The 17775-nt window shown below is 61.5% G+C and carries 17 protein-coding genes; 11 read left to right on the forward strand and 6 right to left on the reverse strand.

Annotated elements, in window-relative coordinates; genetic code table 11:
• Positions 1–61: 61 nt before the first annotated feature.
• Positions 62–343, forward strand: coding sequence for a YMGG-like glycine zipper-containing protein (locus tag FJ977_RS26785; protein ID WP_140775155.1), 282 nt, complete (start codon positions 62–64; stop codon positions 341–343).
• Positions 344–597: 254 nt separating this feature from the next.
• Positions 598–1638 (forward strand): AI-2E family transporter, encoded by a 1041-nt coding sequence (locus tag FJ977_RS26790; RefSeq protein WP_140775246.1) that lies wholly within the window; start codon positions 598–600, stop codon positions 1636–1638.
• A 302-nt stretch (positions 1639–1940) separates the two neighbouring features.
• Here the strand turns inward: FJ977_RS26790 and FJ977_RS35960 are convergent, their stop codons facing one another.
• From FJ977_RS35960 to FJ977_RS26805, 4 genes are read right to left on the reverse strand one after another with little or no spacing between them, the layout of a single operon-like run.
• On the reverse strand, positions 1941–2114 hold the full coding sequence (locus FJ977_RS35960) for a hypothetical protein (RefSeq protein ID WP_172351756.1): 174 nt from the start codon (positions 2112–2114) through the stop codon (positions 1941–1943).
• 32 nt (positions 2115–2146) lie between these two features.
• The gene (locus FJ977_RS26795) at positions 2147–3274 is read right to left on the reverse strand and encodes a WD40 repeat domain-containing protein (RefSeq protein ID WP_140775156.1); all 1128 of its coding nucleotides are present in this window, start codon (positions 3272–3274) and stop codon (positions 2147–2149) included.
• A 13-nt stretch (positions 3275–3287) separates the two neighbouring features.
• Positions 3288–3611 carry a hypothetical protein gene (locus FJ977_RS26800; protein ID WP_140775157.1) on the reverse strand — a complete coding sequence of 108 codons (324 nt, stop codon included), beginning with the start codon at positions 3609–3611 and terminating at the stop codon, positions 3288–3290.
• On the reverse strand, positions 3608–4081 hold the full coding sequence (locus FJ977_RS26805) for a hypothetical protein (protein ID WP_140775158.1): 474 nt from the start codon (positions 4079–4081) through the stop codon (positions 3608–3610). Before FJ977_RS26805 ends, FJ977_RS26800 begins: the two co-directional genes overlap by 4 nt.
• A gap of 569 nt (positions 4082–4650) precedes the next feature.
• Here FJ977_RS26805 and FJ977_RS26810 point away from each other — a divergent pair.
• The 9 genes from FJ977_RS26810 to FJ977_RS26850 all read left to right on the forward strand — a co-directional run bounded on the left by FJ977_RS26810 (position 4651) and on the right by FJ977_RS26850 (position 14751).
• Entirely contained in the window at positions 4651–6318 is a 1668-nt protein-coding gene (locus tag FJ977_RS26810; RefSeq protein WP_056565045.1) for an aromatic/alkene/methane monooxygenase hydroxylase/oxygenase subunit alpha, read from the forward strand.
• Between the two features lie 51 nt (positions 6319–6369).
• Positions 6370–7431, forward strand: a complete 1062-nt coding sequence (locus tag FJ977_RS26815) for a 2Fe-2S iron-sulfur cluster binding domain-containing protein (RefSeq protein WP_140775159.1) — start codon at positions 6370–6372, stop codon at positions 7429–7431.
• 47 nt (positions 7432–7478) lie between these two features.
• The gene (locus tag FJ977_RS26820; protein ID WP_140775160.1) at positions 7479–8537 is read left to right on the forward strand and encodes an aromatic/alkene monooxygenase hydroxylase subunit beta; all 1059 of its coding nucleotides are present in this window, start codon (positions 7479–7481) and stop codon (positions 8535–8537) included.
• Between the two features lie 17 nt (positions 8538–8554).
• Entirely contained in the window at positions 8555–8926 is a 372-nt protein-coding gene (locus FJ977_RS26825; protein ID WP_056565037.1) for an MmoB/DmpM family protein, read from the forward strand.
• A 91-nt stretch (positions 8927–9017) separates the two neighbouring features.
• Positions 9018–10094 carry an NAD(P)-dependent alcohol dehydrogenase gene (locus tag FJ977_RS26830; RefSeq protein ID WP_140775161.1) on the forward strand — a complete coding sequence of 359 codons (1077 nt, stop codon included), beginning with the start codon at positions 9018–9020 and terminating at the stop codon, positions 10092–10094.
• A gap of 41 nt (positions 10095–10135) precedes the next feature.
• On the forward strand, positions 10136–11158 hold the full coding sequence (locus FJ977_RS26835) for an amidohydrolase family protein (RefSeq protein ID WP_140775162.1): 1023 nt from the start codon (positions 10136–10138) through the stop codon (positions 11156–11158).
• A 5-nt stretch (positions 11159–11163) separates the two neighbouring features.
• Positions 11164–11961: an iron-sulfur cluster assembly protein gene (locus FJ977_RS26840; protein WP_140775163.1), complete on the forward strand. Its 798-nt coding sequence runs from the start codon at positions 11164–11166 to the stop codon at positions 11959–11961.
• A gap of 77 nt (positions 11962–12038) precedes the next feature.
• Entirely contained in the window at positions 12039–13670 is a 1632-nt protein-coding gene (locus tag FJ977_RS26845; protein ID WP_140775164.1) for a molecular chaperone GroEL, read from the forward strand.
• A 37-nt stretch (positions 13671–13707) separates the two neighbouring features.
• Entirely contained in the window at positions 13708–14751 is a 1044-nt protein-coding gene (locus FJ977_RS26850) for an NAD(P)-dependent alcohol dehydrogenase (RefSeq protein WP_027045789.1), read from the forward strand.
• Positions 14752–14856: 105 nt separating this feature from the next.
• Here FJ977_RS26850 and FJ977_RS26855 read toward each other — a convergent pair whose 3' ends face one another.
• Positions 14857–16935, reverse strand: coding sequence for a sigma-54-dependent Fis family transcriptional regulator (locus tag FJ977_RS26855; protein ID WP_140775165.1), 2079 nt, complete (start codon positions 16933–16935; stop codon positions 14857–14859).
• Positions 16936–17021: 86 nt separating this feature from the next.
• The gene (locus FJ977_RS26860) at positions 17022–17495 is read right to left on the reverse strand and encodes a hypothetical protein (RefSeq protein ID WP_140775166.1); all 474 of its coding nucleotides are present in this window, start codon (positions 17493–17495) and stop codon (positions 17022–17024) included.
• Positions 17496–17775 lie beyond the last annotated feature (280 nt).

Raw genomic sequence — 17775 nt, forward strand, 5'->3', positions numbered from 1 at the left:
AATAAATAATTCAAGATGATAGCTCTAATTCAGAGCTATGAAATCGTTCGGAGAATAGAGAATGCGCAAGATTGCTTTTGCTGCTGTGTTGGCCGTACTGGCGTCAGGATGCACGGCTACTGAACAGCGGACCGCAGGCACGGCCTTGGCCGGCGCAGGCACTGGTGCGGTCATAGGCGGCCTTGCCAATGGTAGTCGTGGGGCGCTCGTGGGCGCGGCAATCGGCGGAGGCACGGGTGCCGTCGTCGGCGCCGCCACGGCACCTCGCGAATGCTGGGCTCGCGACCGGTGGGGCCACAAGATACGCGACCGCAACGGACGGCCTGTCACGAAGCGTTGCTGAACGCTCGGTGGAACTGGGGCCGGAGCATCGTCGCATCCTGCCCCTCTTCTCCTCCGCGCATGGCGGCAACTGATACTGCCGCGATTTCGACCCGTCGGAATTGGTCCGAACAACGCTATTGCAGGCTTTCGGCAGCAAATGTCATGGTATGATAGTGCTGTCTTGTGTCGTTGCTCCGAAAGTCTGCCTGTTTCCAGCGATGTTCTAGAAGTGTCTGCGATGCGATCGCTGCACGCGAGGTCCGAAATCATATCATGACAGAACGAGCGCTTGTCGCACCTATCTGGATCCTGGCGATAATCGCCGTGGTGACAGCGCTCTACACCGCGGCCTCGGTTCTGGCGCCCGTCGCCTGTGCTCTGTTCCTGATAGCGCTCGTATGGCCATTGCAACAGAATTTGCAGCGATTTCTTCCAAAGCTGCTCGCTCTGGCGGTTGTCGTCTGTGTCGTCGTCCTTGGCTTTTTCGTGTTTGCATCGGCCGCGACCTGGGGATTTAGCCGCATAGGTCGATCGGTCATTGCCGACAGCGCCCGCTTCCAGTTGCTTTACGGCCAGCTTGCCGATTGGCTTGAGGGCCACGGTATCGTTGTGGCCGGGATATGGGCCGAGCATTTCAACGTGGGTTGGCTCGTGCGGATAGCGCAAGGCGTGACGGCGCGGCTGAACACGATGATCTCGTTCTGGATCGTGGTTGTCGTCTATGTCTTGCTGGGCCTGCTTGACACCAAGACGATCGCTGACAATGCCCGTGCGGCGTTAGACCCCGGCACCGCGAGCGTGCTGATCGATGGAAGTGTCCAGACGGCATCGAAGTTGCGCCGCTATATGCTGGTCAGGACGCTGATGAGCCTTGCAACGGGCTCGATGGTTTGGGCGCTGTCAGCCGCCTTCGGCCTGAGATTTGCAGCCGAATGGGGTGTCATCGCCTTCACGCTGAACTACATTCCATTCATAGGCCCGCTTGTTGCGACGTCCTTGCCCACGCTTTATGCCCTGGCGCAATTCGGCTCACCGCAGGCCGCCATAACGATCTTCGCCGGTCTCAATGTTATCCAGTTCGCGATCGGCAGCTACATCGAGCCGCGGGTGGCTGGCTACGCATTGGCGGTATCGCCTTTTGTGGTCTTGTTCTCGGTATTCTTTTGGTCTTTTCTGTGGGGTGTGTTCGGTGCGTTCATAGGCGTTCCCATCACCATCGCAGTGCTCACCTATTGCATGCAATCGCCATCGACGCGCTGGGTCGCTCAATTGCTTGGCCCGCCGGGCCGCATCCCAAACAGGGATGAAACTTGAAGCCTGCAAAAACCGCGCTCGAAAACCATGCGCCTTCGGCAAGCCGTCCGATCATGCGGGACTGGTCGACATCACCGCCCTGACCTTCACTTTCCCAGGCTGGAGCAGTTCGCCATTTCATGGAAACGGCGAACTGCTCCAACTATTGGTTTTTACGCAATTCCTCCGGGAAAGCCGTTTCACACTTTCCTGCAATTGCTCTAGAGCGGTTCAGCGTTTCACGGAATCGCAGAACCGCTCTAACTCTTTGTTTTAACGCAATTCCGGACGGAAAACCGTTACACACTTTTCCTGGAATTGCTCTAGTTGGTCTTTAGCTTGCCGACGCGGTTCTCGGCGATCCAGCGGGCGGCCAGGACGAGCGCGCCCATGCTGAAATCCTTGCCGTGCTTGGCCACCATTTCTTCCGACAGATCGGCAAGCCGTTCGAAAAATTCGTCCTTGCTTTTGTCCTCTGCGGTGAGTTCGGTCTGCATTTCATCCTCCTGTGTCATGCGGACAGCGTCCGCTATTTGAACATCTGCGCGGGGAAGGTGACGATCGCGGCGGTGCCATCGACGGCGCCCATCGCCAGATTCCGTCCATCGCCCGACCAGGCAAGCGCGGTTACCGCGCTGCCCAGCGGCCTGACGAGGAGCTCGTCACGCATGCCGACCTGGGCGACGGTGACGCGGCCATTGGCGTAGCCTGCCGCGATCAGCTTCTTTTCCGGGTGCGCCGCCACCACCTCGACCAGAACCAGCCCGGCGCGACCCGTTTCCAACGCACCCGAGGTTTCGCCGCCAACCGGCGGGGCGGTCATCGACCAGCCAGCGATCCGGAACGCGCCCGAGGCAAACAGCGCATTTGCCGGCGAACTCCAGCACACGGTCCGAACAGGCGAGGGGAACCCCTCGACGATGTCAGCTTGGCCATCGGCGACGCTGACCAGGCCAAGGCCACCTGTCTCCAGCCCGCAGGCCAGCCACGTGCCGTCATGACTCCATCGGATCGACACCGGGCGTGCCGGGAGGGAAACATCGCGGATCAAGGCCGCGTCGCCTTCGATCGCCCAGATCGACAGCCCCTGGCCAAGGCCCAAGGCGAGGCGCCGGCCGCCTGGCGAGAAGGCAAGGGAATCTGTCGACGATGTCTCATCGCGTTCCAGTCGCGTGGCGCCGCTTCCGCTCTGCGAGAGGAAGACGTCATGCCCGTTGCTGACGGCTGTCGTGCCGGCCCTCGCGCCGTGGTCGATCGCGACGATCGGCCCGTCTATCCTGACCAGAGGGTTCGCGACTTCACCGCCGGCGGTCAGATGCAGCACCTCGCCACTGGCCGCGCCAACCAGAAAGCCGGAATGCGGATGGGTGGTGAGCGGGACATCGCCCTCGGCGAATGCCGCCGTGGCAATCAATGGCACTGCGGGCTTCTCCCTGGGGCGGATCGTCGTCTGGCCGAGATCGTTACTCACTCGGATCCGCGCTTCCGGCGGCTCGTTGTCCGCGACCGCGGCAATGGCGACGGTTCCGTCCACCGAAGTGAAAGCGACAGCAGAACCGTCGGCGCTGAAGCGCAGATCTGCGATCGCCGACGGTCGTTGCCAGGTGCGCGCCAAGAGGTCGAACAGGGTCAGGTTCTGCATCGTCTGCTGGTTCATGCTTTCTCTCCCATCAGTCCTTGTTCGTCGTTGCGGCAAGCCGGTGATCAACGTCATCCACATCACCTTCGGCCGCGACAATGCGTTGCTCGCACGCCGCGCATGCCTGCATGATTGCCGCCGCGCTCTGCTCTGCATCATGCAAGTCCCGCACCAGTTGCGCGCTGGCCCCGCTTCTGCCGATTTCCAGCTCCAGGCGCAGCACGTCCATTTCGATGCCGGCGCGCTTCTGGTTGAGCCGCAACGCTTCCGCGGTGAGAGCCGAGACGTTGGCGACAAGATCGAGTCGCCGCGCAAGCAGCGCGTCGCGCCTGGCCGTTTGGGATCCCTTGGTCATTTTTCGCTCCCCAAAGGCCCGGGTGGTTTTTCGAAGGCCGAGAGCAATTTGGGCAGCGTGCCGGCCTGCGACTGGAACTGCTTTTCGGCCGTTTCGATGTGGCTTTTGAGCTGGTCCCAGATGTCGACGCGGATCATCGACGTCGTGTCGCCTGTCAGGCGCTCGATCTCCTCGACACGGAACTGACGCGTCAGCGAAACACCTGAAAACACGAAGTCCCGCAACAGGATCGCATGGCTTTCTATGAACAGATGAATCATCGGATGCGTCTCCGTGGTGACGCCGCCGGCGGTGAGCTCGGCCCGGATGAAGTCCTGGAAATGGGCCTGCAGGCGATGCTGGCTCTCGCCCATGAAACGCATGACGAAGACCAGGTCGCGAGGCATCAGCTTGACAAGTTCGCCGGCGACGCCGTCGGCATGGCGGGACATTGGTCCGGGCGGCCCGCTTCTGTCTTCATCGTTCGGCATGGTCTTTCTCCAGCGCGAAGCCCGTTGATGGGCCGTGGCTTTCAAATAGTAGAGAAAGACGAAGAATTAAACAGGCGATATGGATTTTGATATTTGCTGCAATTGCTAACTAAATATGTTGCAAGTGCGAATATATATCAAATATTACAGGCGTAAGTTACGGATGTAAAGAAACGTTACATTCGGATGCGGGGTTTTGCGCCGGAGGGGTGGCGATCTTGTTTTTAGCCCTGGGCATGAGTGCTATTCTGGAACTGGCACGCTGCTTGCTTTGCTCATTGTCATAAGAAGCCCATCGCGCTTGGCGCGGTGCCAAAAGAACGAAGGAACGGAGGAAGCAGAGACACATTCCGCTTCGATACGCCCATCGCATATGCGGTTGGCGCCGCGGGTTTCTGCCAAGCGCCTCAAGAACCTTTGCCGCGATCCACTTGAATGGCCGGACCATGAGTCGCGCCTTGATGCGCAACCCTTTGTCATGCCGTTCGCACTCTCACTGGCGGCGTTTTGTGCCGCTTCATGCCGGGGTCAAGGGACCCGCGGCTCAAACCTGGTGGAGGCTTATGACCATGACGTCTCTGACGCTCAACAAGATTACCTCGCAGCGCGGAATCTCCGTCGGCGAGGCGACCAAGAAGATTGCCGACCTCGGCTGGAATCCTTCCTATGTGCAGGAAGCGATGACGTTTCCGACCGACTACAAGATCAACAAGACGCCGCGCGACCCGATGAAACAGGTTTTGCGGTCCTATTTCCCGATGCAGGAAGAGAAGGACAATCGCGTCTATGGCGCGCTCGACGCGGCATTGCGCGGCGACATGTTCCGCAACGTCGAACCGCGCTGGGTCGAGTGGATGAAGCTCTTCCTGGCCATCATTCCCTTCCCGGAAATCTCCGCCGCCCGCTCGATGGCGATGGTTGCCCGCATCGCGCCCGGCGAGGAACTCAGAACCGGCTTCACCATGCAGATGATCGACGAGTTCCGCCACTCGACGATCCAGATGAATCTGAAGAAATGGTACATGGAGAACTACATCGATCCGGCCGGCTTCGACATCACCGAGGAAGCCTTCGGAAAGTGCTACGCCACCACCATCGGCCGGCAGTTCGCTGAAGGCTTCATCACCGGCGACACGATGACCGCCGCCTGCATGTACCTGACCGTGGTGGCCGAGACCGCCTTCACCAACACACTGTTCGTCGCCATGCCTTCGGAGGCCGCCCGCAACGGTGACTATGCGCTGCCGACCGTCTTCCTGTCGGTGCAGTCGGACGAGAGCCGGCATATCGGCAATGGCCATTCGCTGCTGATGGCCGCGCTCAAGGAGCCGGAGAACCATCTGCTGCTTGAACGCGACCTGCGCTACGCCTTCTGGCAGAACCACGCGATCGTCGATGCCGCCATCGGCACCTTCATCGAATACGGCACCACCAACCGCGACAAGAACAAGGAGTCCTACGCGGAAATGTGGCACCGCTGGATCTATGAGGACTACTATCGCACCTACATGCTGCCGCTCGAGAAATACGGCATCAAGGTTCATCACGACGACGTCCAGGCGGCTTGGGAGCGCATCACCAAGAAGAACTACGTCCACAAGGTCGGGCAGTTCTTCGCGGTCGGCTGGCCGGTCAATTTCTGGCGCATCGAGGCCCAGACCGACAAGGACTTCGAGTGGTTCGAGCACAAGTATCCGGGCTGGTACGCCGAGTTCGGCGACTTCTGGAAATGGTACGCCAAGCTCAGCCACAAGGGCGAGAAGGTGCTGCTGTTCAACAGCGACGTCGGCTACGTCTATCCGCACCGCTGCTGGTCTTGCCTCGTCCCCTGCCTGATCCGCGAGGACATGGTGGTCGGCGAGATCAACGGCGAACTCTACACATTCGCTCACGAGCTCGACCGCTGGACCACGATGGTCGCCTTCAACGACGAGTATGAGGGCCGTCCGACGCCCGCGATGGGCCGTTTCAGCGGCAAGCGCGAGTGGGAGACGCTCTATGACGGCTGGGACCTTGCCGATGCCATCAAGGACCTGAACTTCGTCCGCTCCGACGGCAAGACGCTGGTTCCGCAACCGCATCTGCGCTTCGACGACAAGGAGATGTGGACGCTTGACGATGTGCGCGGCAACACGCTCGGATCGCCGCTCAACGCCCTGCGTGCCATGTCGCCCGCGGATCGTGAGAAGCATCTGGCCGAATACCGGGCCGGCTTCACCATCAATCCCTGCAACTGATCAGGCCAGGGGGCGGGTTCGTCCCGCCCCTTGCTTTCACTGGAGGTCCGTATGTCGGAAACCCACACGGTCAGGCTCAGCCCAGTCGGTGTCGAGTTCGATGTCGAGAATGGCGAAACGGTGCTCAACGCCGCGTTTCGTCAGGGCATCGCGCTGCCGCACGGCTGCAAGGAAGGGCAGTGCTCGGCCTGCAAGAGCGTGCTGCTCGAAGGCGAAGTCGACATGCTGAAATACTCGACCTTCGCCCTGAACGACATGGAGAAGGAAAGCGGGCACGTCCTGTTGTGCCGTTGCATCGCCTACTCCGACCTGGAAGTCGAGCTTCTCAACTACGACGAGGAGATTCTGGCGAAGGCGATCGCCGTGAAAACGTACAAGGGCCGGATTGCTCGCATCGAGCAGCTGACCCACGACATTCGCGGCATCGAGATCGAACTCGGCTCGCCGATGAAGTTTTGGGCGGGACAATATGTCGACATCACGGTTACCACGCAAAAAGGGGAGACGATTACGCGCTCGTTCTCCATGGCAAATACGCCGGACCAAACCCAAAAACTCTCCTTCATCATCAAAAAATACCCCGAAGGAAAGTTCTCGGGAGAACTCGATTCCGGAGGCATCAGGGCCGGAGCCGAAGTCACCGTCGTCGGACCCTACGGAACCTGCTTCCGCCGCGACGAACGGCAAGGACCGCTGATCCTGGTCGGGGCCGGATCGGGCATGTCGCCGATCTGGTCGATCCTCAACGACCACCTGAAGAGCGGCGAGAAACGTCCGGTCTATTTCTTCTACGGCGCCCGCACCCGCAACGACCTGTTCTATCTCGACAGGATCGCCGAGCTGGTCGGCAATCATTCCGACGTCACCTTCATTCCCGTGCTGTCGCACGCCAATGACGACGCCGAATGGCAAGGCGAGCGTGGCTTTGTGCACCAGAGTGTCGATGCCAAGCTCAAGCAACTGGCGGTCGACGGGCAGGGCGATGTCCATGCCTGTGGCCCGCCGCCGATGATCGATGCGCTGCAGCCGGTGCTGTTCATGAACGGCTTCGAGACCGAGCGGATCTTCTTCGACAAGTTCACCACATCGGCAGGCGCAACGCCGGCCCATTGAGGGCGGACGTGCCAAGCCAACCACAACTGCAACAAGGGAGAGAGACTATGCCTGCAACCTCGAGTTCAGTCGGTTCCGGAGCCGCTGGTGCCGCGATCTTCGCCGACTCCGACAGCCGGAAATACCGGTACTTCGAGCCGAAAGGCCAGCGTGCCACACACTACGAGGACATGACGGTCGACGTTCAGCCCGATCCGGAACGCTACCTGATCCAGGACTGGATCATCTCCTTCGCCGACGGCAAGGGCGCCTATGTCAAGCAGAACACCGCCGCCCAGAGCTCCAACTGGCATGCCTTCCGCGCCCCCGACCAGGAGTGGGAGCGCACGCACTATCAGCGCCAGTCGAAGATCGAGACGATGGTGCAGAGCGTCATCAACAATGCCCGCAAGTCTGGTGCGCCGAAGACCTTCGACAAGGCCTGGGTCAAGATCCTGCAGACGCAGCTCGGCGCATGGAAACATGCCGAATTCGGGCTCGGCACCTCGCTGATGCAGGCGCAGCGTTACGGCTACACCCAGATGATCAACAACGCGACGCTGACCAACTCGTCCTACAAGCTGCGGCTTGCCCAGGACATCACGCTCTACCTTGCCGAGATCGGCATGGACCTGCCGGGCTGGGACGACGAACTCGGCAAGAAGGCCTGGCTCGAGGACAAGAACTGGCAGGGCACACGCGAAGCGGTCGAGACCATCATGGGCGCGACCGATTATCTCGAGCAGTATTTCGCCATCAATATCGTCTTCGAGCCGCTGGTCGGCGAGGCGTTCCGCTCCGGTTTCCTGATGCAGATCGCCGCCGCCAACCACGACTTCATCACGCCAGCGGTGATCTCGGCGGCCGAGGCGGACTACGAGCGCAACCTCGCCAACACGATCGACCTGATCCACATGCTCGCCAACGACGAGAAATACGGCGCGGCGAACAAGAAGCTCTTCCAGGGCTGGGTCAAGAAGCACGGCGCACTCGCCGACAAGGCAGCCACCGGCCTGCAGCCGATCTGGTCGATGCCGCATTCCAAGCCCGTCGCATTCGTCGATGTCCGTGCCAAATCCGAGGAACGGATTGGCCAGATCCTCGGCGAACTCGGCCTCAAGCGCTGAAACAGGAGAAAATCGTCATGTCACTATCTGCACGCGACGCAACGCATTCCAACATCTTCAAGGCGATGAAGGACATCACCTTCGAGCAGACGATTTCGCATCAGTGCGGCGTCACCATGAACGACTCGGTCGAGGCACGTGCCATCGCCGAATTCATGGGCCAGAAGCCTGGGGTGACCATCACCTATCAGCCGGCACTGATCCGCATCGACGGCGACGGCAAGCTGATCTTCAAGATGGACGCGATCGGCGAATATCTCGGCCGCGAGATGTCGGCCGAGACCTTCGAGGTCAACACCTCCACCCATTACGGCCGCATGGTTCGTGTCGACGACAACACCGTGATCCTGTTCGGCAACATGGACGAGATGTTCGAATACATCGAATAGCCGCCAAGGCCAGTGCCGGAAAAGCGGATGCTTTTCCGGCACTGGCCTACGCAAGGTGATTGAGAGTTGCCGGACCACAGAGGAAATACGAATGTCTTCGAAAATGAAAGCCGCGGTGTTTGTCGAGAAAGGGCGCATTGTCCTTGAGGACAAGCCAATTCCCGATATCGGCCCTCAGGACGCGCTTATTCGCGTAACCACCACGACCATTTGCGGAACCGATGTCCATATCCTCAAAGGCGAATATCCGGTCGCCAAAGGTCTGACAATTGGCCACGAGCCCGTTGGCATCATCGAGAAGCTCGGATCAGGCGTCAGCGGCTTCAAGGAGGGTCAGCGTGTCATCGCCGGCGCGATCACCCCTTCCGGCTGGAGCCATGCCTGCCTGTGCGGTTGTGGTTCTCAGGATGGTGCCGGCACCAAGCACGGCTGGCAGGCGATCGGCGGCTGGAAGTTCGGCAATACCATTGACGGCTGCCAGGCCGAATATGTCCGCGTGCCGGACGCAATGGCCAATCTGGCGCCGGTTGACGACGGTGTCACCGACGAGCAGGTGCTGATGTGCCCGGATATCATGTCGACCGGCTTCGCCGGTGCCGAAACCGGGGGCATCCGGATTGGCGACACCGTCGCGGTATTTGCCCAGGGACCGATCGGTCTCTGCGCGACCGCTGGCGCAAAGCTCATGGGCGCAACCACGATCATCGCCGTCGACACTGTGCCGGCTCGCCTGGAAATGGCCCGCCGGATGGGCGCTGATATCGTCGTCGACTTCAAGAAGGAGAACCCCGTCGACGCCATTATGAGGTTGACGGACGGGCGCGGCGTCGATGTCGCGATCGAAGCATTGGGCACACAGGCAACGTTCGAGTCCGCCCTGCGTGTCTTGCGTCCGGGCGGCGTGCTGTCCAGCCTCGGCGTCTACTCCTCCGATCTCAAGATTCCGCTCGATGCATTTGCCGCGGGCCTGGGCGACAAATCCATCCGGACGTCCCTTTGCCCCGGAGGCAAGGAGCGGATGCGCAGAATGCTGGGAGTGATCTCGGCAGGCCGGGTCGATCTCGGCGGCCTGGTCACGCACCGCTTCAAACTCGACCAGATCGAGGACGCTTATGAGCTGTTCGCAAACCAGCGCGACGGCGTCCTCAAGGTCGCAATCACAATCTGATCCGCAGCCATTCAAAGCAACCCATTCGCGTGGAGGAAAACATGTACAGAACACCGGAAGGCAAGGACATCTTCATAGTCGACGGCCACACCCATTTCTGGGACGGCAGCCCGGAAAACCAGAAGAACATCCACGGCAAGCAGTTCATCGAGTGCTTCTATGCCTACCACACGGGCCTGAGCCCCAAGGAACAGCTGTGGGAGAAGAGCAAGTTCGAGAAGTACAGCGCCGACGACCTCTATCGCGACCTGTTCATTGACGGTCCCGACGATGTGGCGATCGTCCAGTCGACCTATCTCAAGGACTTCTACAAGAACGGCTTCAACACGATCGAGCGCAATGCCGAGGTGGCCAAGCGCTATCCCGAGCGTTTCATCGTGAACGGCGCCTTCGATCCGCGCGATGGCGAGAAGGCGCTGGAATACATCCACTTCCTCAAGGAGACCTACAACGTCAAGGGCGTGAAGATGTACACGGCCGAGTGGAACGGCGCCTCCAAGGGCTGGAAACTCACCGATCCCGATGCCTACAAATGCTTCGAGCTCTGCGACAAGCTCGGCATCAGGAACATTCACGTCCACAAGGGCCCGACGATCCTGCCGCTCTCGAAGGATGCGTTCGACGTGCATGACGTCGACCACGCGGCGACGGATTTCCAGGGCCTCAACTGGATCATCGAGCACTGCGGCCTGCCGCGCCTCGACGATTTCTGCTGGATCGCGACGCAGGAAACCAACGTCTATGGCGGCTTGGCGGTGGCACTGCCCTTTATCCACGCTCGCCCGCGCTATTTCGGCGAGGTCATCGCCGAGCTTCTGTTCTGGCTTGGGCCGGAGAAGATCCTGTTCGGTTCAGACTACGCGATCTGGACGCCGCGCTGGCTGGTCGAGAAATTCTGGGCCTACCAGATCCCGCAGGACATCGCCGCCGAGCGGGGTGTGCAACTGACCGACGAGATCAAGGAGAAGATCCTCGGCCTCAATGCGGCGCGCCTCTACAACATCGATATCGAAGCCAAGAAGAAGGCGCTCGCCAACGCGCCCTTCAGCATCGCGGCGGAGTAGGGGCCATGGCAACCGCCACCGTTTCCGGCGATCGCCAGAAGGAACTCTGGCGGCGCCTTGGTGAGGTCAATGACCCTGAACTCGATGAGCCCGTCACCGAGATGGGTTTCGTCGAGCGGGGCGAGGTGAAAGGCGATGGCAGCGTGGAGATAGATTTCCGGCTGCCGACCTACTGGTGCTCGCCCAACTTCGCGTTCCTGATGCTGGATGGCGTGCGCAAGGCGCTCGACCAGCTCTCCTGGTCACCGGCCTATCGCGTCAAGCTGCACGATCACATGTTTGCCGAAGAGGTCAATCGCGGCATGGAGGCCGGCAAGGCGTTCGGCGACATCTTCGCCGTGCTTGCCGAGGATCAGGATCTCGGCGCCTTGCGCGAAACCTTCGCGATGAAGGCCTTCAAGCGGCGACAGGAGGCACTTTTGCGCGGCCTCAAGGCGCACGGTCTCACCGATCGCGAAATCCTCGGCATGGACCTGCCGGCATATGACGTCGCGCGTTTCGAGCCGGGCGAGGCAGCCAAACAGAAGCCGAGATACCGGGCGGCCCTGCTCGAGCGTTTTCCGGGCCGCAGGGCGGACGAACCCGTCTTCGTGACCTGGGAAGGGCAACCCGTACCGCCTGCCGCACTCAGCGCCTACCTCGCCGAATTGCGCGGCGTGCGCATCAACATGGAATTCAACGGCGCGCTGTGCCGGGGACTCAAGCAGACCAGATACAAGGAACTGGATGTGGTCGACGGCGAACCGACGTTGGTCGATTTCATCATGGACCGCGTGCCGGTGCGAGTCGCACCAACCGCCTGAAGCAGAACCGACAGCAACGGCCTCCCTTGCACGAGGCCCCTAACCAACAACCCGCCCGTAAGGCGGAAGGAGGAACCATGCCCAAGATAATGCTTCATAAATCCGAAGCTCGCCGCGCTCTCGCCCGTGGCGTCTTCCGGCTCGCCGCCGCCGTCGAGCCGACGCTCGGCCCTAAAGGCATGAACGCCATGATCGACCGGCCGATCGGTACGCCGATGGTGACCCGCGACGGTGTCAGCATCGCCTCCGAGATCGAGCTGCACGACCGCTTCGAAAACATGGGCGCGCAAGTCGTCCGCGAAGTATCGATGCAGACCAACGAGGTCGCCGGCGATGGCACCACGACGGCCATCGTGCTCGCCAACGCGCTGATCCAGGGCGGTGTCGAAGCGAACGAGCGCGGGGTGAAATCCGTCGATCTGTGCAAGGGCATCGACCTTGCCGTGGCGGCGGTCGTGGCCGCGCTCAAGACTTCCGCCAAACCCGCCAAGGGCAATGGCATCCTGGCGTCGGTCGCCAACATCGCGGCGACCAACGCAAAGCTTGGCGCCCTGGTGGCGGAGGCGCATCAGCGCGTGGGTGCCGAAGGGGTCATCACCACCGATTTCAGCGTCACCACCGAGACCACGCTCGACGTCGTCGAGGGCATGTCCTTCGAACGCGGCTATCTCTCGCATCACATGGTGACCGACCAGGAGAAGATGGAGGCGGTTCTCGAACGGCCCTACATCCTGATGACCGACCTCAAGATCAAGGAGCCGGGACAGCTCGATGCGGTTCGCCGCATTGCCGACGAGAATGGCCGGCCGTTGCTGATCGTATCCGAGGAGATGTCGCCGGAAGTGGTGGTGACGCTGCTCGGCAAGCAGGGGCCGGGACGATACCTCGTCGTTCATCCGCCGGAATACGGCCATTGGCGCAAGGCGATGATGGAGGATCTGGCCATCATCACCGGCGGCAAGGTGATCGCGCGCGATCTTGGCGGCCGGCTCGAGGATGTCACCGCCGAGGATCTCGGCACCGCCGACCGGGTGAAGACCAGTTCGTCCTACACCTCGATCATTCGCGGCGGCGGCGACCATGCGGCGATCGCCTCGCGCCGCGCCCAGGTTCAGCGGCAGTATGAGGCCTCGCAGCCGAACATCGACCAGGACAAGCTGCGCGAACGCCTGGCCAAGCTCTCGGGTGGCACCGCGATCCTCTATGCCGGCGGCGTCACGCCGGTCGAGCAGAAGCGGACCATCCAGCTGATCGAGGATTCCTTGAACGCGGTGCGCGCCGCATCCGAAGAGGGCGTGGTCGCCGGCGGCGGCTCGGCACTCGCACAGATCGCCCCGTTGCTCGACAAGGTGGCGGCCGGGGTCGACGGCGACGTCGCCGAGGGCGTGCGCCTAGTGCGCTCGGTCCTGACGCGACCGCTCTGGCGCATCGCCGCAAATGCCGGCGCCGACCCCGAAGCCGTGGTGGTCGAGGTCACCCGCATCAACGGCGGCTATGGCTACAACGCATCGACCGGCGCCTACCAGAACATGTTCGAGGCAGGGATCATCGATCCGGTTCGTGTCACCTACACCGCGCTCGCCAACGCGGCGTCGGTGGCGACGCTGATCCTGACCACCGAAACGCTGATTGGCGACCTCGCCGAGGATGAGGATCCGACGGCTGGTCCGGCGCGCGGCGGCGGCTCGGAAAAACTCGGCCGCGCCTGAAGCAATCCAGACAATCCCGACGTTGAAGGATACGACCATGAAAGCTGCCAGACTCTACGAATACGACCCGAAGATGAACGTCCAGCTCAAGATCGAGGAGGTCAAGGCGCCGACAATCACCGCACCCGACGAGGTGATCGTACGGGTCGGCGCTGCCGGCCTCTGTCGCACTGACCTGCACATCATCGAGGGCGTTTGGAAGCCGACCATGGATCCCGAGGGCACGCTTTTGCCCTACATCATGGGTCACGAAAATGCCGGCTGGGTCGAAGAGGTCGGCAGCGGCGTCAAATCGGTCAAGCGCGGCGACGCGGTGATCTGCCATCCCTTCCGCTCATGCGGCATCTGCCTCAACTGCCGCCATGGCGAGGACATGTATTGCGACAACGGCCAGTTCCCCGGCCTTGGCATGAATGGCGGCTTCGCAGAATACTTCATCACCAGCGAACGCTCGCTGATCAAGCTCAACGCCAACATCACGCCGATCGAGGTGGCGCCGCTGGCCGATGCCGGCATCACCGCCTACCGCGCCGCCAAACGCGCCGCCAAGCTGCTGCGGCCGGGGAGTTATTGCGTACTGCTCGGCATAGGCGGGCTCGGCCACATCGCGTTGCAATCGCTGCACGCGATCTCTGGTTGCCGCATCATCGCCGTCGATCGCGAACCGGCTGCGCGGGTGCTGGCCAAGGATCTGGGTGCCGACTTCATCCTTGATGGCGGGCCGAACGTCGTCGAGGAGGTCAGCCAGATCACCGGCGGCGGCGCGCATGTGGTCATCGACTTCGTCGGCGAACTCGGCGTCGAGAACATCTGCTGGAAGATGGTGCGCAAGGGCGGGCAATTGTTCGTCGTCGGCTATGGCGGCAACATCAATGTGCCGACCGCGCATCTCGTCATCGAGGAGATCAACATCGGCGGCAGCCTGGTCGGCAATTTCACCGAGCTTGTCGAACTGATGGAACTCAACGCCGACGGCAAGGTCAAGATGCACTACACCGAATACAATCTCGCCAGCATCAACACCGCACTCGACGATTTCAAGAACCGGCGGTTCACCGGGCGTGGCGTCATCGTTCCCTGACGCCCGGCCGGAATGCAGGCGTAGGCCGGTCGCCAGTCCGATCCATCGGCCGCAATTCCCCCAACCCCATGGCGCGAATGCCGTGGGGTTCTTTTTTGCTGCGTGTCAGAGGAACCCGCGCCGGATGCCGTACTGGCCGAGCTTGCGATAGAGCGTCGGCCGCGAAATGCCGAGCCTCAGCGCGACCTTGCTGAGATTGCCGCTCTCCGCGACAAGCGCATTCTTGATCGCCTGGCGTTCGGCATCCTCGAAGGTGCATACGGGCGCTTCGAGCATGGTCGCGGGATGGTCGCCGTGCATGGCCATGGTGTCGCGATTGCCCGCGCTGATTTCCCCGGGAAGGTCCTGGAGGTCGATCGTGCCGCCGCGCGCCAGTATATGCAGGCGCTCGACCAGGTTCTTCAATTCGCGCACATTTCCCGGCCAGCGATAGGCCAGCAGCGCGTCGAGGGCGTCGTTTGAAAACTCCAGCGGGTCGTTGCCGGCCAGCTTCGCGATCTTCCGGTTGAAATGCTCGACCAGCAGCAGCACGTCGTCGCCGCGTTCACGCAACGCCGGGACATGGATCGAGACAGCCCCGATGCGGTAATAGAGATCGCTGCGGAAGCGCCCGGCCGCCACTTCCTGCTTGAGGTCGCGGTTGGTCGAGGCGACCAGCCGCACATCCACCGGCCGGCCTCTTGAATCGCCGATGCGGTGGACGACACGCTCCTCCAGGACACGCAACAGGAAGGGCTGGATTTCGAGCGGCAACTCACCGATTTCGTCAAGGCTGAGCACGCCGCCATTGGCGAGTTCGAAGATGCCCGGCTTGCCTTCGCGCGAAGCTCCGGTGAAGGCGCCGCCGACGTGGCCGAACAATTCGCTGCCGAACAGTTCCTTGGTGATCGCGCCACAGTTCATGGCAATGAAAGGATCGTTTTCGGTGCGTCGGCTGCCGGCATGGACAAGCCGGGCAAACAGTTCTTTTCCGACGCCCGTTTCGCCTTCTATCAGCAACGAGGTGACACCGTTCGAGCCGGCCACCCGGGAGGCGACATCGACGGCAGCCAGCAATTTTTCGCTTTCGCCGACGATCATCGCCGCGGCTGTCCGCAGGTGCTTGTTTTCCTCTCGGCGGATCACCGTCATGGTCGAGACGGCCGGCACCGATGGAAACACCAGAGCCGCGCCGCGAAGATCGCCGTCAAGCTTCAGCGGCGTGACATGGCAGGATCGCAGATGCGCCGGCAGCGCGTTGGCGAGATCGGTGTCGGAGCCGGAGGCCGGCAGGTTCATCAGCCATCGGCCACGCCCCGGTTCCATCGGGCCGTCCATCATCTCTGTTGTGTCGCCATTAGGCACGTTGTTGCAGAAGATCGCGCGGCCGCGATGATCGACGATCACCAACCCATCTTTGCGGCGGTAGCTGGGTGCCGAGGAAATGAAGGCTTCGAGCAGGCGCGTGCGCTGTTCCTGCTGTTGTTCGGCCAGGGCCTTTTCGATCTGTCTGGCGGTGGCCGCGACCAGCGCGGTGTTGTGCGGCCGGAAGATCGGCGAATAGCCCGACAGGTCGACAACGCCGATGATCTTGCCGTCCAGGGGATCGCGGATCGGCGCGCCGGCGCAGGTCCAGGACTTGATGCCAGCGCAGAAATGTTCGGCGGCATGGACGAAAATCGGCTCTCCAGTCCACAGCGCGGTGCCGATGCCGTTGGTTCCAACGGCATCCTCGTTCCATTTGCCACCGATGCCCAGATGAATGTCCTGGCCGTTATGCAGGGTCTTCTTGTCACCGATCGCGTCGATGAGCACGCCGTCGCTGTCGGCGAGCACCAGCATGGCTCCCGTCCCCTCCAGCAACGGACCAAGGGACGCAAACGATCGCCGCGCCGCCGAAAGCAGCTCGGCGTTGGCGCGGGTCAGATATTCGATCTCGTCACGGTCGCTGTTGAGCGGCGCCTCGATGCCTTGAGCGTTGATGCCGCCGGTGGCGCTGCGGTACCAGGAATCGTGGATCAGCGAGCGGACATGGACCGGATCGCGGGCGCACTTCGGCGCGTCAGCCAGAAAACTTTCCCAAGCGCGCATGGTGGCGCGCTCGTCATAGTCGATGTTGTCCAGAACCAACTGTCCGGTGGCCATCGACGCACGCGACGGAATAGCCTTTGTCTTCATCTGATCGGGGCCGCTCGCGTGTCTCATTCAGTCATCACAGTACCTTTTGAGGTATGCCATTTCTGTATGCTGTCGCGGACTGGGCATGCTCAGCGACGCCCAACAGCCTGCCGTCAGTCGATGCCGAGTTTCGCGCCGATGTCGGCTGCAAGCTGCTCCTCGGTGTAAGTCGCGGTCAGCCGGGACCCGTCCAACTCGGTGAGCGCCTCACCGATGGCTTCGTCGACCGGCGAGAAAAAGCCGTTCTGCTTTGTTCCCAGAACGAAGATCTGCTCTCCATCACGATTGCGGATATCGCCGATATGATGAAGCTGGCGGCCGGTATTCTGATCCTTGGAGATCACACGGCCATTCATGGTGACGCGGATGGACGGCTTGGCCTCGGTCACGGTGGCCGCGCTGCCGCCAACGTGGATGATCAGGCCCTCGGCCTTGGGTTGCTGGCGTGGCTTCCTGGAAGCCGAATAGCCGCCGCCGCTGATCTGGTCGGCAAGTCGAACGATCGTCGAGCGGTTCTGCTCGATCAGCCGCTTGACCTGAACATCCTCACGACGCGGGCCGTCCCGCTTGGAGATGATCTCGACCATGAATCCTCCCAGATTCGTCAGCTTGGCGGTGCCGCAGGTACGGTCATTCTTATGTGCGGCGAACCCTACACTGCCATCGCCAGATGCGCCATTCACAATAGGTAGCGCCGAAATTCACTTCGTTGGTAGCAGGTGGCTGCTACACGATTACCAGCCGTATCCTTCTGTTTCAAAAAAAGGTGTGCCCCGGAGCCGAACAGCTGGCCGGACGGTTCGACACTCATTGCGGACGGTTCGGCTGTGAGGTAGTTTACACATTCGAATGAGGAAGGTGCCAGCT

The organism is Mesorhizobium sp. B2-1-3A, assembly GCF_006442655.1.
GTDB lineage: Bacteria > Pseudomonadota > Alphaproteobacteria > Rhizobiales > Rhizobiaceae > Mesorhizobium.

Coding starts and splice junctions, on each gene's coding strand:
- FJ977_RS26785 (WP_140775155.1), top strand. CDS start 62: ATGCGCAAGATTGCTTTTGCTGCTGTGTTGGCCGTACTGGCGTCAGGA.
- FJ977_RS26790 (WP_140775246.1), top strand. CDS start 598: ATGACAGAACGAGCGCTTGTCGCACCTATCTGGATCCTGGCGATAATC.
- FJ977_RS35960 (WP_172351756.1), bottom strand. CDS start 2,114: ATGCAGACCGAACTCACCGCAGAGGACAAAAGCAAGGACGAATTTTTC.
- FJ977_RS26795 (WP_140775156.1), bottom strand. CDS start 3,274: ATGAACCAGCAGACGATGCAGAACCTGACCCTGTTCGACCTCTTGGCG.
- FJ977_RS26800 (WP_140775157.1), bottom strand. CDS start 3,611: ATGACCAAGGGATCCCAAACGGCCAGGCGCGACGCGCTGCTTGCGCGG.
- FJ977_RS26805 (WP_140775158.1), bottom strand. CDS start 4,081: ATGCCGAACGATGAAGACAGAAGCGGGCCGCCCGGACCAATGTCCCGC.
- FJ977_RS26810 (WP_056565045.1), top strand. CDS start 4,651: ATGACGTCTCTGACGCTCAACAAGATTACCTCGCAGCGCGGAATCTCC.
- FJ977_RS26815 (WP_140775159.1), top strand. CDS start 6,370: ATGTCGGAAACCCACACGGTCAGGCTCAGCCCAGTCGGTGTCGAGTTC.
- FJ977_RS26820 (WP_140775160.1), top strand. CDS start 7,479: ATGCCTGCAACCTCGAGTTCAGTCGGTTCCGGAGCCGCTGGTGCCGCG.
- FJ977_RS26825 (WP_056565037.1), top strand. CDS start 8,555: ATGTCACTATCTGCACGCGACGCAACGCATTCCAACATCTTCAAGGCG.
- FJ977_RS26830 (WP_140775161.1), top strand. CDS start 9,018: ATGTCTTCGAAAATGAAAGCCGCGGTGTTTGTCGAGAAAGGGCGCATT.
- FJ977_RS26835 (WP_140775162.1), top strand. CDS start 10,136: ATGTACAGAACACCGGAAGGCAAGGACATCTTCATAGTCGACGGCCAC.
- FJ977_RS26840 (WP_140775163.1), top strand. CDS start 11,164: ATGGCAACCGCCACCGTTTCCGGCGATCGCCAGAAGGAACTCTGGCGG.
- FJ977_RS26845 (WP_140775164.1), top strand. CDS start 12,039: ATGCCCAAGATAATGCTTCATAAATCCGAAGCTCGCCGCGCTCTCGCC.
- FJ977_RS26850 (WP_027045789.1), top strand. CDS start 13,708: ATGAAAGCTGCCAGACTCTACGAATACGACCCGAAGATGAACGTCCAG.
- FJ977_RS26855 (WP_140775165.1), bottom strand. CDS start 16,935: ATGAGACACGCGAGCGGCCCCGATCAGATGAAGACAAAGGCTATTCCG.
- FJ977_RS26860 (WP_140775166.1), bottom strand. CDS start 17,495: ATGGTCGAGATCATCTCCAAGCGGGACGGCCCGCGTCGTGAGGATGTT.